This is a genomic window from Amycolatopsis sp. CB00013 (genome assembly GCF_001905755.1).
Classification (GTDB): domain Bacteria; phylum Actinomycetota; class Actinomycetes; order Mycobacteriales; family Pseudonocardiaceae; genus Amycolatopsis; species Amycolatopsis japonica.
The window spans coordinates 675,807-690,688 of record NZ_LIWC01000005.1; the positions used below are offsets into that span (position 1 = coordinate 675,807).

Here is a 14,882-nt window from a genome sequence, read left to right on the forward strand (position 1 = left end):
CCTTTCCGCGCCGACTCGCGCCGAGCGGCACCTGCCGAAAGTAAGGGGTGGCCGATGACTTCGGGGCAATGTCCTCGGGTGTCCCCGCATCGGAGGATTCAGGGACACGAAGGAGGACGCGGATGATCACGCTTCGAGGACTCACGAAGCGCTATGGCGAGAAGACGGTGGTCGATGGGCTGACCTTCGCCGTCGAGCCGGGCAAGGTGACCGGTTTCCTCGGTCCCAACGGCGCGGGCAAGTCGACGACCATGCGGATGACGCTCGGCCTCGACGCGCCGAACGACGGCGAAGTCCGCATCGACGGCAAGAGGTACGAGGACCTGCGCTTCCCGCTGCGCGAGGTCGGCGCGCTGCTGGAGGCGAAGGCGCTGCACCCCGGCCGGAGCGCGGGCAAACATCTTCTGGCGATGGCGCGCAGCAACGGGATTCCGGCGAGCCGGGTCGACGAGGTGCTCGCGACGGTCGGCCTCAGCGACGTCGCGGGCAAACGCGCCGGAACGTTCTCCCTCGGCATGGGGCAACGGCTCGGGATCGCCGGCGCCCTGCTGGGTGATCCCGGCGTGCTGATGTTCGACGAGCCGGTGAACGGGCTCGACCCCGACGGCGTCCGCTGGGTGCGGCACCTGATGCGGTCGCTCGCGGAGGAGGGCCGCACGGTGTTCGTGTCGAGCCACCTGATGAGCGAGATGCAGCTGACCGCGGACCGGCTCGTCGTCATCGGCAAGGGAAAACTGCTCGCCGACGCGCCGGTCGACGAATTCATCGCGGGCAATTCGCGGACGTCGGTCGCGGTGCGGGTGCCCGCTCCCGCCGATCTGCATGTCCTCGAACAGCGCCTGCACGCGCTCGGCGCGATCACGGAAGCCGATCAGGGCGAACTGGTCGTGCACGACCTGCCCATTCATCTCGTCGGCGACGCGGTGCACGAACTCGGGATCCGCGTGCACGGGCTGACCGAACGGACCGCCTCGCTCGAACAGGCGTACATGGAACTGACCGCGTCGTCGGTCGAATACGGAACGGGAGTCGCGGCATGAAGTCACTCATGGTCATGGTGGCGGTGATCGCCGGCCTGCTGGGGGTGCCGGCGGCCGCGTCGGCGGCACCGGCTCCGGCGCTGTCGCTGCCCGCGCCGGACGGCCCGTTCCCGATCGGGCTGCGCACGCTGCATCTCACCGATCAGCGGAGAGCCGACCCCTGGGTGCCCGAAAAGCGCCGCGAACTGATGGTCAACGTCTGGTACCCGGCCGTGCCGATCGGCCGCGCGCCGCTGTACATGACCAAGGCCGAGTCGGCGGCCGCGGTCGCCGGGCGGAAGCTCGACCTGCCGCCGGACGCGCTGAGCAAGGTGCGGGTCCACTCGCGGGAGAACGCGCCCTCCCTGCCGGGACGTCGTCCGCTGGTGGTGCTTTCGCCGGGCGCGGGCAACAACCGGATCACGCTGACCTCGGTGGCCGAACACCTTGCCGCGCAAGGTTTCGTGGTCGCCGGAGTGGATCACGCCTACGAAGCCTGGGCGACGGAGTTCCCCGACGGGCTGCGCCAGTGTGTCGCTTGTGGACTCTCCGGCGAGCCGTGGCCCTCCGCGATCGCCAACCGCGCCGTGGACACGACGTTCGTCGTCGACACGCTGCTGAAGGACCGGCGCTGGTCGATCGACGCGACGAAGATCGGGATGGCCGGTCACTCCGCCGGAGGTTCGGCGACCGCCGCCGCGATGACCGCCGACCGGCGGATCAAGGCGGGCGTGAACGTCGACGGCCCGTTCTACGGCGACGTCTCGATCGACCGGCCGTTCCTGCTGCTGACCAGCCCGACCGGCGAGAAGTACTTCCGCGCGTCCTGGGACGAGACCTGGCCGCGGCTCACCGGCCCGAAGAGGCAGGACCTCGTCGAGAACAGCGGCCATTCGTCGGTGACCGACGCGGCGATCCTGATCGACCAGCTGGGACTGCGACCGCAGCTCCCGCCGACCGAGATCGAAAACCAGTACGGCTCGATCGACTCGCGGAAGGCGCTGGAGTTCTTCCGTACCGAGCTGACCGGCTTCTTCAAGCAGTGGAGCGCACGATGAACACGATCTCTTCGGAATGGACCAAGTTCTGGTCGGTCCGGTCGACCTGGTGGTGCCTGATCGGCGGGGTCTTCCTGATGCTCGCCTACTCCGCCGGGATGGGTTTCTCGCTGAGCGACGGCAGCAGCCGTCCGATGGCGGCGCACTCGGTGGTGGCCGGGGCGGCGTTCTACCTGACGCAGTTCGCCGTCGTCGCGCTGGCGACGCTGTTCATCACGAGCGAATACGCCAGCGGCAGCATCCGCTCGACGCTGCAGTGGGTCCCGGTGCGGAACCGGGTCCTGATGGCGAAGTCGGCGGTCCTGCTGCCGGTGCTGTTCGGCTACGGCGTGCTGAACACGCTCGCCGGTGTGGCGGTTTCGGCGCCGCAGATCCCCTCGCCCGACTCCTCGGTGGGCGAAGTGCTCGGAACCGCGGCCGGCATGGGTGCCTACTTCGCGCTGCTGGGCCTGCTCTGCCTCGGGCTGGGGACGGCGCTGCGCTCGACGGCGGGGACGATCGTGGCGGTGTTCGTGCTGCTGGTGATGATCCCGATGTTCGCCGGTTCGCTGGGCGCGGAAGACCTCGTGAACTACTTCCCCGGCTTCGCGGGCGTCAACGCGATGGTCACGCCTGGGCAGCCCAATCCGATCTTCGGCGGCATCGCGCCCTACGCGCCTTGGGTCGGCGTCGCGCTCTGTGCGGCTTGGGCCGCGGCCGGGCTTGCGACCGGTTCCACCGTCCTGCGGCGGCGCGACGCCTGACGGGGAGCAAGGGACCTTTGCTACCACCCGCGCCGGCCGCACGTCGCGAAAGCCACTTTCAGGACGTCAGATGTCCCGAAAGTGGCTTTCGCGACTTCTCGCTCCAGGACCGACGCCCCCAGTGGTAGCAAAGGTCCCTTGCTCTCTTTTCGCAGGTCAGCGCCCTGGTTGGTAGCAAAGGTCCCTTGCTACCCCGTCACCCCGAGCCCCGCCAAAACCTCCCGCGCCCCCCGCGTCAACTCGTCCAGCCCCGGCGGCCGCAGCGACCCCGTCCCGGCCAGCGCGTCGAAGACCGTCCCCTCCAGCCACGCGACGAGCACCCGCGAGTGCCGTTCGGGCTCCGCCGATCCGCACGCCGTGAGCACCTCCGCGCACCGCCGCCGGATCACCAGCCCACCCCGGTCGTAAGCCTCCCGCAGCTCGGGCCGCCGCGTCGCCTCCAGCGCGAACTCGTACCGCGCGAGCATCCGCGTCCGCCCCTTCGTGATCGCCGCGTGCGCGAACCCCGCCACGTATTCGGCCAGCTGCCCGGGCGGCGGGTCGAGGGTGACTTCGTCGAGTTCGACCATCCGCGAGATCGCCAGCTCCAGCAGCGCCGCCCGCGTCCGCGCGTAATACGAGGTCGAACCCGGCGGCAGCCCGGCGAACCGGTCGACCGCGCGATGCGTCAGTCCCCGCATCCCCTCGGCCGCGATGACCTCGATGGCCGCGTCCCCGATCGTCGCCTTTCGCACTCTACAAGTGTAGTAGTACTCTACAGGTGTAGAGGAGGTCGACATGCGCGAAGCGATCGTGATCGGCGGGGGAATCGGCGGACTGAGCGCCGCCATCGGGCTGCACGGCATCGGCTGGGAGGTCACCGTCCTCGAACAGGCACCGGCGCTCACCGCCGCCGGGGCGGGCATCTCCCTGTGGCCGAACGCGTTGCGGTCACTCGAGACGCTGGGCGTCCGGCTCGGCAAGCTGCGGGAGCAATCATCCGGAGGTCTCCACGACCGCGACGGCCGCCGCATCACCCGATGGGATGCCGAGGCCTTCCGCCGTCATCACGGTCGCCCGCTCGCCGCCATCCACCGCGCGGATCTCATCGGCGCGCTCCACGACGCCCTTCCCGAGGGTTGCGTCCGCACCGGCGTCGAGGTCACCCGACTCGACGACCTCGACGCCGACGTCATCGTCGCCGCGGACGGGATCCACAGCATGGCCCGCAAGCAGCTGTGGCCACGACACCCCGAACCGGTCTACAGCGGAAGCACGGCGTTCCGCGCGGTGACCACCGTCGACCGGAAGATCGAGCTCAGCACGAGCTGGGACGACGGCGCCGAGATCGGCGTCATCCCGTTGCACGACGACAGCGTCTACTGGTGGGCGAGTTACGTCGCCGAAGCGGGCGTCCGCCACGAGGATCCGAAGGCGTATCTGCGAGACCGCTTCGGCGGCTGGCACGACCCCATTCCCGAACTCATCGAAGCGACCGCGCCCGAGACACTGCTCCACCACGATCTCGATCTGCTCGGCACTCCCCTGCCCTCGTACGTGAAAGGCCGCGTCGCACTGCTCGGCGACGCGGCCCACGCGATGCCGCCGTTCCTCGGCCAAGGCGGCTGCCAGGCGATCGAAGACGCCGTCGTCCTCGCCGCCGCGCTCAGCACCATCGAAGACGTCGACGCGGCATTGAAGAGTTACGACGAGCAGCGCCGCCCGCGCAGCCAAGGCGTCGTGAAAGCCTCGGTCCAGGCGGGAAAAGTCGGGCCGCAACTGCGCAATCCGCTCGCCGTGGCCGTCCGCAACGGCGTGTTCCGGCTGCTCCCCGGCGCGCTCACCGCACGCATCGGCGCCGGTGTCAGCGGCTGGACTCCTCCCGTCCCCCGCCGACCAGCCCCGCCTCGTACGCGGTGATCGCGGCCTGCACCCGGTTCCGCGCGCCGAGCCGGTTGAGGATGGTGCTCACGTAGGCCTTCACCGTGCCTTCGACCACGAACAGTTTCGCGGCGATGTCCGCATTGGACAGTCCGGAACCCAGCAGCGCCAGCACTTCCTGCTCGCGCGGGGTCAGTTTCTCGATCAGCGCCTTCGCCTCTTCGGCGCGGGACACCTGATTGCCGGAAAAGCGGGCGATGACCCGCTGCGCGACCTTCGGCGATAGGAACGCCGCCCCACCCGCGACCGCGTGGATACCGCCGAGCAGTTCGCGGGGATCACCGGACTTCAGCAGGAAACCGCTCGCGCCCAGGCCGAGCGCGCGTTCGATGTAGGCGTCCTCGCCGAACGTCGTCAGCATGATCACGCCGACCTCGGGCAGCAGCCGCCGGATCTCCTCGGCCGCCTTGAGCCCGTCCATGACCGGCATCCGGATGTCGAGGAGCACCACGTCCGGCCTGGTCGCGCGGGTCTGCTCGACGGCGGCGCGCCCGTCCTCGGCCTCCGCGACCACCTCGATCCCGGCATCCGCGGCCAGGATCGCCGACACCCCGGCACGGATCATCGCCTCGTCATCGGCCAGCACCACCCGGATCATCCGGGTCCCCCTTTTGCTCGTCTTCGCTGATCAAATCCTTCGCCACGAGTTTCCCCTCGGCGAAGCACAGCCTGTAGGCCTCGTAGTTCAAGTTGAACACGCTGCGCTCGGTGCCGTAGTACTCGCATGTCGCCCCCGGCGGCACGGGAGACTCCACCGTGCGCGGTCGCGCGATCCGCTGACCGCTGGGCAGGAGGGAGGCGATCTCCGCGCGGGTCTGTCCGACGTGGATGCGGGCGTAGTCCCCACCGGGGAGTTCGGAGCCGTACCACTGCACCAGGAACACGGCCCCGCTGATCCCGACCACCACGCCGAAGAGCCCCATCGGCACGACGATCGCCTGGATCAGGCTGCGCCGGACGTCCCGGCGGGCGCGTTCCAGTTCCCTCGCCGACGTCGACTGTCCCACCTCGGCGTCCATCGCCGCCTGGCTCTCGGGCGATTCCTCCGACGGCGCCGCGTCGTGCGGCAAGGTCGCGCTGACCTCGAATCCGCCGTCACGGGGGCCTGCGCGCAGAGTCCCGCCGACGAGACGGACCCGTTCGCGCAGGCCGATCAGCCCGCGTTTGCCCGATGCCCTGCCCGGCAGCGGTCCCGCGGGCGGCGCGGAGTTGGTGACCACGACGTCCGTCTGCCCTTCGGCCCGTACGACCCGGACCGTCACCGCGGCACCCGGCGCGTGTTTCACCACGTTCGTGACCGATTCCTGGACCACGCGGTACGCGGCGCGGTCGACCATCGGCGGCTCACCGTGGAGCGGTTCGTCCACTGAGGACTCGATCAGCACGCCCGAAGCCCTGGTCCGGTCGAGCAGTTCGTCGATGCTCTCGTGCACCGGCTCGGTCGGCGCGTCGTCCTCTCGCAGGACGCCGATGATCTCGCGCAGCCGTTCGGTCGCCGTCGCGGCGCTCTGCCGCAGCTCGCCCGCGGCCCGTCGCTGTGGTTCGTCGAGTCCGCCCGCGACCTCCAGCGCCGCCGCGCGCACCGCGATCAGGCTCAGCTCGTGGCCCAGCGAATCGTGCATGTCGCTGGCGATCCGGGTGCGCTCACGCAACCGCGCGCGGTCGGCGACGAGCCGCTGGCGGCTCTCCATCTCCTCGGCGCGACGCCAGCCGTCGCGCGCCATGTCCTCGCGCTGCCGGACGTACCTGCCCAGCAGCCAGGGCGTCACCCCCGCGAAAACGAGGACGCCGAGCAACGCACCCCAGGACGCGAAGCCGTCCTTGCTCCACAACAGCGCGACAGGGACCGCCAGCACCGAAACAGCGGCGAAGAGGCGCAGCATCGGTTTCGCGACCGGTTGCCGATAGCCGGCGAGGTAACCGACCGCGACGAGGACGAAGCCTTCCCAGATCGGCACCCGGCCGCCGAAGCTCCCCATCACCACGAAACTGGCGACCATCGCGATGGCGAGCGAGACGAGCGGATACCGGCGCGCCGCCGCGATCGCCGTGGTGGTCGCGGTGAGGCCGGCGAGCAGTTCCCAGTGCCTCGTGCTGGATCCGGCGTCGATGACCACCCAGCCGCAGAGCCCGAGCCACAAGGCGACGTCCATGACCAGCCGCCGCCCACGCCGCACGGGCTCCTCCGCGTCCTTCACACGACAGGACGCTACAAGCCGCGACGAGCGGTCCGCCATGGACGAAAGTAAAGGTCCCCTGCTTCCCCGCCCCGATGAGGCATGATGATCGACCATGGCCGAGCGCACACTCACCGGTCAGCTAGGCGGTCCTGTCCCGGCAGGCATCGAAGCGCTGGCCGACCACGAGAAACAGGACCTCTCCGACGCGTTGCGGGACGCGCGCCACCGCCAGGCCAAGGCGTTGGCCGAAGCGGGCGAAGAGGGCCTGAAGTACGTACCCGCGCTTCTGCGCGGCGCCGTTCGGAAGGTGGTGGGCCTGTGACCACCGAAAACTTCGCTTCGCAGGCGGAGATCCTCAAACTCGCCCGCGTCCTCGGCACCACCCCGGAACGGCTCTCGTACCTGGAGAACGTGGACGCAGCCGAGCTCCAGGCGTTCCGCGAGCAGGTCACGGACACGCTGTTCGACGCCAATCTCGCCGCCCTGGAGCGGATGGCGATGGCGAGCAAGCTCGTCCCGAGCCCGATTCTCGCGAAGATCGCCGAGAAGGTCTTCGGCCCGCTTCTGTGCGCGCGGATCGCCGGGCTGGTCGACGTCTCTCGGGGCGTCGACGTCGCGAAGCGGCTGAAGCCGCCGTTCCTGGCCGACGTCGCGGCCGAACTGGACCCGCGCCGGGCGAGCGCGATCATCGCGCGGATCCCGCTCGACACCGTCGTCGAGGTGGCAGGTGAGCTGGTGCGCCGCGAGGACTGGATCACCGTCGGCCGGTTCGTCGGGCACCTGCCCGATCCGACGGTGCGCCGGGCGCTGGCCGTCATCGGTGACGAGGCGCTGATCCGGATCGCATTCGTCCTCGACGACAAGAGCCGGATCGATCACGTCCTCGGGCTGCTTCCCGAAGCCCGGTTCCGCGGTCTCCTGGGGGTCGCGGCCGCCGACGAGGACCTGTGGGCGCCGGTGCTCGACCTGCTCACGCACCTGAGCGAGAAGCGGGTCGAGCAGTGGTCCCACCTGCTCGACGAGCTCCCGCCCGCCTTGCGCGAACGCGTCCAGGAGACCCTCGGCCAAGCCTCCTGATCCGCGCGGGGGAGCAAGGGACCTTTGCTACCACTTTGAGGCGAAACCGCTGGTCAGACGCCTTCCGCGCCGCCACACCTCAGCCGTCAGCGGCACCCCGGGCCGGTACGCGAGATGCGTCGTCGAAGGCGCCTCCAGCACGTGAAGGTCGGCACGCGCCCCCGGCCGCACGAAGCCCACGTCGTCACGCCGCAGAGCCCGGGCACCGCCCGCCGTCGCCGACCACACCGCCTCGTCGATCGTCATCCGCATCTGCAGCACCGCGGTCGTCACGCAGAACGCCATCGACGTCGTGTACGAGCTGCCCGGATTCGCGTTGCTCGCCAGCGCGACCGTCGCCCCCGCGTCGAGAAGCCGCCGCGCCGACGCCAGCGGCTGCCGCGTCGACAGGTCGCACGCCGGCAGCAAGGTCGCGACAGTGTCCGAAGCAGCGAGAGCCTCGACGTCCGCTTCGCTCAGGTAGGTGCAGTGGTCGACACTCGCCGCCCCCAGCTCGACGGCGAGCCGCACTCCCGGCCCCTCCCCCAACTGGTTCCCGTGCACCCGCAGCCCGAGCCCACGCTCCCGCGCCGCCTTGAGCACCCGTCCGGACTGCGCCTCGTCGAACGCGCCGGTCTCGCAGAACACGTCGGCCCACCGCACGAGCGGGGCCACGGCGTCGAGCATGTCACCGCACACGAGGTCCACATAGGACTCCGCGTCCGCGCCCGGCGGCACCAGATGCGCACCGAGGAACGTGACCTCGTCGGCCACATCGGCCGCGATCCGCGCCGAACGAGCCTCGTCTTCGACGTTGAGCCCGTATCCGGTCTTCGTCTCCAGGCAGGTCGTGCCCTGCCTCGCCGCTTCGTCCACGTGACGCCGCAGGTTCGCCGCCAGCTGCTCATCGGAAGCAGACCGCGTCGCATCGACCGTGACCGCGATGCCCCCGGCGCTGTACGCCTTCCCGGCCATCCGCGCCTCGAACTCGGCGGTGCGGTCCCCGGCGAAAACGAGGTGCGTGTGACTGTCCACCCAACCGGGCAGCACCGCACGCCCTTCGACGTCGACCCGCTCGTCCGCGTCGGGCGCGTCCACCGCCGAGCCGACCCACGCGATCGCTTCGCCCTCGATGACGACCGCCGCGTCCCGGAGCTTGCCCAGTTCGGCGTCGTTCGTGGTGAGCTCGCCGATTCCCGTGATCAGGACTGCCACAATGCCTCGATCTCCTTGGCCAAGACCGTTTCCGGCCGGTCGATCAGCTGATGCACGCCATCGCGGACGATCTCACGCCCGGCGACGACGACGTCCCGTACGTCCGCCCCCGAAGCGGCGAAGACCACCCCGGACGGCTCGATCCCCGCGGTCCGCACCGACCCGAGGCCGACCGTCACCAGGTCCGCGCCCGCGCCCGGAGCCAGCGTGCCGACCTCGTCCCAGCCGACTGCACCGTGATCCGTCGCGGCCGCGAGCAGTTCCTCGGCGGTGAACCGACCGCGTTTCTCGCTGGCGAGCCGCTCGTTCAATTCCAGTGCCCTGGTCTCCTCGAACGCGTCGACGACCGCGTTGCTGTCGCTGCCGATCGACAGCCGCACCCCCGCGTCCAGCAGCGTCCGCGCGGGACCGATGCCGTCGCCGAGATCCCGTTCGGTCGTCGGGCAGAAACAGGCGCGGCTCCCCGCCTCGCCGAGCCACTTGATGTCTCCCGGTGTCAGGTGCGTCGCGTGCACCGCGGTGAGCCGCTCAGTGAGCACACCGTTGTCCCAGAGCAGCCCCGTCGGAGTCCAGTGATAAGCCGCCATGCACTGCTCGTTCTCGGCCCGCTGCTCGGAAAGATGGATGTGCAGCGGACGATCCTCGGGCGTCCCGTTGTCCACTTCGGACAATTCGTCCTCGGGAACGGCACGCACCGAATGGATCGCGCCGCCCACCCGGAACGTCTCGTCCTCACGCAATTCGCCGACTCGTTGCGCCCACTTGGTGGCCGTCCCGTCGGAGAACCGCCGCTGCACCTCGTCGGGCTCGACGCCGATCCCGCCCGCGAGGTAGCACGTGTCGAGCAACGTCAGCCGGATCCCGGCGTCCCTGGCGGCCTGCCGCAAGGCCTCGCCCATCGCATTCGGCTCAGCGTAAGGCTTTCCGCCCGGCGCGTGGTGCAGGTAGTGGAACTCGCCGACGCTCGTGTACCCGGCAAGCACCATCTCGGCATAAACCCCGCGCGCCCACCGGTAATACGAATCCGGATCCAGCCGAGACGCGAGCGAATACATCCGCTCGCGCCACGTCCAGAAGGTGCCGCGGTCGTGGTGCGTCCGCCCGCGCAGCGCACGGTGGAACGCGTGCGAGTGCCCGTTCGCGAAACCCGGCAAGGTCAGTCCACTCAGGACAGTCCCTTCGCGAGGCGCGTTCGCCGTCACGGACGTGATCTTGCCGCCGTCGACCTCGATCCGGACGGCGTCGGCGATCCCGTCCGGCAGCCAGGCGCGTTCACACCAATATGTCGTCATGTCGACAGTTTCTCCAGGACGTCCGCGAGCGCGCGGGCACCGTGGTCGACGTCCTCCGCTTCGGAGAACTCCTCCGGGGAATGGCTGATCCCGGTGGGGTTACGCACATAGAGCATTCCGGACGGGACGAACCCGGCGAGGATCGCCGCGTCGTGCCCGGCGCCGGTCGGCAGTTCCGGCGGCCCGCCCAGCCACGTGCTCAGGTCACGGCGCAGCACGTCGTCGAAGATCACGTCGTCGGAGTACGACTCCCTGGTGACCTCGACGCGGCACCCTTCCTGTCCGGCCGCCTCTTCCGCCAGCTTCGCGATTTCCGCGACCAGTGCGGGCGTATCCGTACCCGGCACTCGCGCGTCCAGCCACAGGTCCACAGTGGACGCGATGACGTTCGTCCCGCCGGGCGTCGGCACGAGCCTGCCGACGGTGGCCCTCGCGTCAGCGGTCGCCTTCGCCAGTTTCCGCACGGCGAGAACGGTCTCCGCCGCCGGGATCATCGGGTCACGACGATCGCCGATCAGCGTCGCACCGGCGTGGTTTCCCTGCCCCTGGAAGGAGAATCGCCATCGTCCGTGCGCGATCACGGTGTTGCCGACGGCGACCGGCGAGCCGAGGTCGATCAGCCCGCGCCCCTGCTCCACGTGCAGCTCCAGGAACCGCCCGATCAGCCCGAGCCGCTCGGAGTCACGGCCGACCCGATCCGGATCGAGGCCGGATTTCGCCGCCGCTTCGGCGAACGTGACGCCGTCCGGGTCGCGCAGGCCGCGTGCCTTGTCCGCGTCGATGGTCCCGGTCAGCAGACGCGATCCGAGGCACGGCACACCGAATCGGCCGCCCTCCTCTTCCGCGAAGACCACGACGGCGAACGGCTTGGCCGGACGGAATCCCTTGGCCTGCAAGATCTCCACCGCGTCGAGCGCGCTCGCGACACCGAGCGGACCGTCGAAGGCACCGCCGCCGGGCACCGAGTCGAGATGGCTCCCGGTGACGACCGCGTCCGGGCCGGGTGTTCCCCACCAGGCCCAGATGTTGCCGTTGCGGTCGGTCTCGACGCCCAGTCCCAGACGTCCGGCGCGCTCGACGAACCACGCGCGCAGCTCGGTTTCGGCCGCGTCGAAGGCGTGGCGGGAATAGCCTCCGCGCTTCGGGTCGCGGCCGACGTCCGAGATCTCCTCCAGCAGCGAGGACGCGGTCACTCGGCGTCCCGCATCGGCACGCGCACGCCGCGCTCGTCGGCGACGTCGGCGGCGCGGTCGTAGCCCGCGTCGACGTGCCGGATGACGCCCATACCCGGGTCGTTGGTGAGCACGCGCTCGAGTTTCTGTGCCGCCAGCAGGGTTCCGTCGGCCACGCTGACCTGGCCCGCGTGGATGGAGCGACCCATGCCGACGCCGCCGCCGTGGTGGATCGACACCCAGCTGGCGCCCGACGAGGTGTTGACCAGCGCGTTCAGCAGCGGCCAGTCGGCGATCGCGTCGGAACCGTCGGCCATGCCCTCGGTCTCGCGGTACGGCGAAGCCACACTGCCCGAGTCGAGGTGGTCGCGGCCGATGACGACCGGCGCCTTCAGTTCACCGCTGGCGACCATCTCGTTGAACCGCAGCCCCGCGAGGTGCCGCTCGCCGTAGCCGAGCCAGCAGATCCGCGACGGAAGGCCTTGGAAGGCCACCCGTTCCCCGGCGAGCCGGATCCAGCGCGCGAGGGATTCGTTCTCCGGGAACAGTTCCAGCATCGCGTGGTCGGTCGCCGCGATGTCCTCGGGGTCGCCGGACAGCGCCGCCCAGCGGAACGGGCCGTTGCCCTCGCAGAACAGCGGGCGGATGTAGGCCGGCACGAATCCCGGGAAGTCGAACGCGCGCTCGCAGCCGCCGAGTTTCGCCTCGCCGCGCAGGGAGTTGCCGTAGTCGAAGACCTCGGCGCCCTTGTCGAGGAAGCCGAGCATCGCCTCGACGTGCTCCGCCATCGACTCGCGGGCGCGTTCGGTGAACTCGTCGGGCTTCTTGTCCGCGTAGTCCTGCCACTCGTCGATGCCGATTCCCTTGGGCAGATAGGAAAGCGGGTCGTGCGCGGAGGTCTGGTCGGTGACGATGTCGACCTCGACGCCGCGGCGCAGCAGTTCGGGCAGCACCTCGGCGGCGTTGCCGACCACGCCGACGGACAGCGCGCGCTTCTCCTTCTTCGCGGCCTCCACCCGGCGGATCGCGTCGTCGAGGTCGTCGGCGACCTCGTCGAGGTAGCGGGTCTCGACGCGGCGGTGCGCGCGCTGCGGGTCGCATTCGATGACGAGCGCGACCCCGTCGTTCATCGTGACCGCGAGCGGCTGCGCGCCACCCATGCCGCCGAGACCGGCGGTGACGGTGAGCGTGCCCTTGAGGCTGCCGCCGAACCGCTTCTTGGCGACGGCGGCGAAGGTCTCGTACGTGCCCTGCAGGATTCCCTGCGTGCCGATGTAGATCCAGGACCCCGCGGTCATCTGGCCGTACATGGTCAGGCCTTGGGCCTCCAGCCGGCGGAACTCCGGCCACGTCGCCCAGTCGCCGACGAGGTTGGAGTTCGCGATGAGCACGCGCGGCGCCCATTCGTGCGTGCGGAACACGCCGACCGGCTTGCCGGACTGGACGAGCAGTGTCTCGTCGGCGTCCAAAGTGGTCAGTTCGCGGGTGATCGCGTCGAAGCTGGCCCAGTTGCGGGCGGCCTTGCCGGTGCCGCCGTAGACCACCAGGTCCTCGGGACGCTCGGCGACGTCGGGGTCGAGGTTGTTGTGGAACATCCGCAACGCGGCTTCGGTCTGCCAGTTCTTCGCGGTGAGCGTGGTGCCTCGGGCGGCACGGACCGTGCGGGTCATGGGCTCAGACCTCCAGTTGGGCCGCGGCGAGGACGGCACCCGACGCGACGAGTTCTTCGGCGGCGGCGATCTCCGGCGCCAGATGACGGTCGGGGCCGGGGCCTTCGACCTTGGTGCGGACGAGATCCCGGACCCGGCCGGTGACCGGCGACGGGACCAGGGGCGCACGCATGTCGAGGGCGCGCGCGGCGGTGAGCAGTTCGATGGCGAGCACGGTGTTGAGGCCCTCGACGGCCTTGCGCAGCTTGCGCGCGGCGGACCAGCCCATGGAGACGTGGTCCTCCTGCATGGCGCTGCTCGGGATCGAGTCGACCGACGCCGGCACCGCGAGCCGCTTGAGCTCGCTGACCACGGCCGCCTGCGTGTACTGGGCGATCATGTGGCCGGAATCGACGCCGGGGTCGAACGCGAGGAACGGCGGCAGGCCGTGCGAACGAGCCTTGTCGAGCATGCGGTCCGTGCGGCGCTCGGCGATGCTCGCGACGTCCGCGAGCGGGATGGCGAGGAAGTCGAGCACGTACGCGACCGGGGCGCCGTGGAAGTTGCCGTTGGACTCGACACGGCCGTCGGACAACACGACCGGGTTGTCGACCGCGGAATGAAGCTCACGCTCGGCGACGAGTTCGGCGTGCGTGAGGCTGTCCCGCGCGCCGCCGTGCACCTGGGGCGCGCAGCGGAGGGAGTACGCGTCCTGGACGCGGTTGCAGTCGGGACCGCGGTGGCTCTCGACGATCTTCGAGTCCTGCAGCGCCGTCCACATGCGCTGGGCGCTCAGCGCCTGGCCCGGGTGCGGACGCAAGGCCTGGAGGTCGGCCGCGAAGGCGCGATCGGTGCCGAGGAGCGCTTCGACGCTCATCGCCGCGGTGATGTCGGCGGTGTCGAGCAACTTGCGCAGGTCGGCGGCCGCGAGCAGGAGCATGCCGAGCATGCCGTCGGTCCCGTTGGTGAGGGCGAGGCCCTCCTTCTCCGCGAGAACGATCGGCTCGATCCCAGCGTGCTTCAGCGCTACGTCGGCCTGGACGACTTCGCCGTTGTACTCGACTTCGCCCTCCCCCATCAGCGCGAGCGCGACAGCAGCGAGGGGCGCGAGGTCGCCGGAGCAGCCGAGGCTGCCGTACTCGTGGACGAGCGGGGTGATCCCGGCGTTGAGCATGGCCGCAAGCGCTTGCGCGGTCTGGGGACGGATGCCGGTGTACCCGCTGGCGAGGGTGCGGAGGCGCAGCAACATCAGCGCGCGGACGACCTCGGTCTCCACGACCGGGCCCGCGCCGGCCGCGTGCGACCGGATCAGCGACCGCTGGAGCGCGGTGCGGCTCTCGAGCGGGATGTGCCTGGTAGCGAGCGCCCCGAAGCCCGTCGAAACGCCGTACGTCGGCGTCTCGGCGTGCGCGAGGTCGTCGATGTGCTTACGCGTCGCGGCAAGGTTCTTCTCGGCCGCTTCGCTGACCGCGACGGGCGAGTGGTCACGGGCGACCGCGACGACCTGTTCGGGCCGAAGCGGTTCGGACCCCAGAAGTACGGTTTCCGGCATAGCCCCATTGGACAACGCCATGCCTG

14 protein-coding genes are annotated in these 14,882 nt (G+C 70.2%); 6 read left to right on the forward strand and 8 right to left on the reverse strand.

All coding sequences use genetic code 11. From position 1 onward, the window contains the following. The first annotated feature begins 122 nt into the window (after window positions 1–122). From AMK34_RS33130 to AMK34_RS33140, 3 genes are read left to right on the forward strand one after another with little or no spacing between them, the layout of a single operon-like run. Window positions 123–1,040 (forward strand): ABC transporter ATP-binding protein, encoded by a 918-nt coding sequence (locus AMK34_RS33130; RefSeq protein WP_073847958.1) that lies wholly within the window; start codon window positions 123–125, stop codon window positions 1,038–1,040. Then, complete coding sequence (locus AMK34_RS33135; RefSeq protein ID WP_073847959.1) at window positions 1,037–2,077, forward strand: alpha/beta hydrolase family protein; 1,041 nt, start codon at window positions 1,037–1,039, stop codon at window positions 2,075–2,077. The genes AMK34_RS33130 and AMK34_RS33135 overlap by 4 nt, the downstream gene beginning before the upstream one ends. Next, window positions 2,074–2,820, forward strand: a complete 747-nt coding sequence (locus AMK34_RS33140; RefSeq protein WP_073847960.1) for an ABC transporter permease — start codon at window positions 2,074–2,076, stop codon at window positions 2,818–2,820. Before AMK34_RS33135 ends, AMK34_RS33140 begins: the two co-directional genes overlap by 4 nt. Window positions 2,821–3,008: 188 nt before the next feature. Here the strand turns inward: AMK34_RS33140 and AMK34_RS33145 are convergent, their stop codons facing one another. Further along, window positions 3,009–3,554, reverse strand: coding sequence for a TetR/AcrR family transcriptional regulator (locus tag AMK34_RS33145; protein WP_073847961.1), 546 nt, complete (start codon window positions 3,552–3,554; stop codon window positions 3,009–3,011). Between the two features lie 43 nt (window positions 3,555–3,597). On the opposite strand from AMK34_RS33145, the gene AMK34_RS33150 reads away from it, so the two are divergent. Next, window positions 3,598–4,719, forward strand: coding sequence for an FAD-dependent monooxygenase (locus AMK34_RS33150; RefSeq protein ID WP_073847962.1), 1,122 nt, complete (start codon window positions 3,598–3,600; stop codon window positions 4,717–4,719). On the opposite strand, the gene AMK34_RS33155 is transcribed toward AMK34_RS33150, so the two are convergent. Both AMK34_RS33155 and AMK34_RS33160 read right to left on the reverse strand, forming a co-directional pair. Beyond that, on the reverse strand, window positions 4,664–5,338 hold the full coding sequence (locus AMK34_RS33155) for a response regulator transcription factor (RefSeq protein WP_073847963.1): 675 nt from the start codon (window positions 5,336–5,338) through the stop codon (window positions 4,664–4,666). The genes AMK34_RS33150 and AMK34_RS33155 overlap by 56 nt on opposite strands. Then, a complete protein-coding gene (locus AMK34_RS33160; RefSeq protein ID WP_073848027.1) occupies window positions 5,313–6,917 on the reverse strand; it encodes a histidine kinase in 1,605 nt (534 codons plus the stop codon). Before AMK34_RS33160 ends, AMK34_RS33155 begins: the two co-directional genes overlap by 26 nt. A gap of 115 nt (window positions 6,918–7,032) precedes the next feature. On the opposite strand from AMK34_RS33160, the gene AMK34_RS33165 reads away from it, so the two are divergent. Together AMK34_RS33165 and AMK34_RS33170 are read left to right on the forward strand one after the other, a co-directional pair. Then, window positions 7,033–7,242, forward strand: coding sequence for a hypothetical protein (locus AMK34_RS33165; protein ID WP_016331662.1), 210 nt, complete (start codon window positions 7,033–7,035; stop codon window positions 7,240–7,242). Continuing rightward, window positions 7,239–7,997 carry a hypothetical protein gene (locus AMK34_RS33170; RefSeq protein WP_073847964.1) on the forward strand — a complete coding sequence of 253 codons (759 nt, stop codon included), beginning with the start codon at window positions 7,239–7,241 and terminating at the stop codon, window positions 7,995–7,997. Before AMK34_RS33165 ends, AMK34_RS33170 begins: the two co-directional genes overlap by 4 nt. Window positions 7,998–8,024: 27 nt before the next feature. Here the strand turns inward: AMK34_RS33170 and hutI are convergent, their stop codons facing one another. From hutI to hutH, 5 genes are read right to left on the reverse strand one after another with little or no spacing between them, the layout of a single operon-like run. Continuing rightward, complete coding sequence (hutI, locus tag AMK34_RS33175) at window positions 8,025–9,191, reverse strand: imidazolonepropionase (protein ID WP_073847965.1); 1,167 nt, start codon at window positions 9,189–9,191, stop codon at window positions 8,025–8,027. Then, window positions 9,179–10,483, reverse strand: a complete 1,305-nt coding sequence (locus tag AMK34_RS33180; RefSeq protein WP_073847966.1) for a formimidoylglutamate deiminase — start codon at window positions 10,481–10,483, stop codon at window positions 9,179–9,181. The genes hutI and AMK34_RS33180 overlap by 13 nt, the downstream gene beginning before the upstream one ends. Continuing rightward, window positions 10,480–11,676: an allantoate amidohydrolase gene (locus tag AMK34_RS33185; protein ID WP_073847967.1), complete on the reverse strand. Its 1,197-nt coding sequence runs from the start codon at window positions 11,674–11,676 to the stop codon at window positions 10,480–10,482. Before AMK34_RS33185 ends, AMK34_RS33180 begins: the two co-directional genes overlap by 4 nt. After that, window positions 11,673–13,325, reverse strand: a complete 1,653-nt coding sequence (hutU, locus tag AMK34_RS33190) for a urocanate hydratase (protein ID WP_073847968.1) — start codon at window positions 13,323–13,325, stop codon at window positions 11,673–11,675. Before hutU ends, AMK34_RS33185 begins: the two co-directional genes overlap by 4 nt. Before the next feature lie 4 nt (window positions 13,326–13,329). Then, window positions 13,330–14,856 (reverse strand): histidine ammonia-lyase, encoded by a 1,527-nt coding sequence (hutH, locus tag AMK34_RS33195; RefSeq protein WP_073847969.1) that lies wholly within the window; start codon window positions 14,854–14,856, stop codon window positions 13,330–13,332. Window positions 14,857–14,882 lie beyond the last annotated feature (26 nt).

Coding starts and splice junctions, on each gene's coding strand:
- AMK34_RS33155 (WP_073847963.1), bottom strand. CDS start 5,338: ATGATCCGGGTGGTGCTGGCCGATGACGAGGCGATGATCCGTGCCGGG.
- AMK34_RS33165 (WP_016331662.1), top strand. CDS start 7,033: ATGGCCGAGCGCACACTCACCGGTCAGCTAGGCGGTCCTGTCCCGGCA.
- AMK34_RS33135 (WP_073847959.1), top strand. CDS start 1,037: ATGAAGTCACTCATGGTCATGGTGGCGGTGATCGCCGGCCTGCTGGGG.
- AMK34_RS33140 (WP_073847960.1), top strand. CDS start 2,074: ATGAACACGATCTCTTCGGAATGGACCAAGTTCTGGTCGGTCCGGTCG.
- hutU (WP_073847968.1), bottom strand. CDS start 13,325: ATGACCCGCACGGTCCGTGCCGCCCGAGGCACCACGCTCACCGCGAAG.
- AMK34_RS33180 (WP_073847966.1), bottom strand. CDS start 10,483: ATGACGACATATTGGTGTGAACGCGCCTGGCTGCCGGACGGGATCGCC.
- hutH (WP_073847969.1), bottom strand. CDS start 14,856: ATGCCGGAAACCGTACTTCTGGGGTCCGAACCGCTTCGGCCCGAACAG.
- AMK34_RS33150 (WP_073847962.1), top strand. CDS start 3,598: ATGCGCGAAGCGATCGTGATCGGCGGGGGAATCGGCGGACTGAGCGCC.
- AMK34_RS33130 (WP_073847958.1), top strand. CDS start 123: ATGATCACGCTTCGAGGACTCACGAAGCGCTATGGCGAGAAGACGGTG.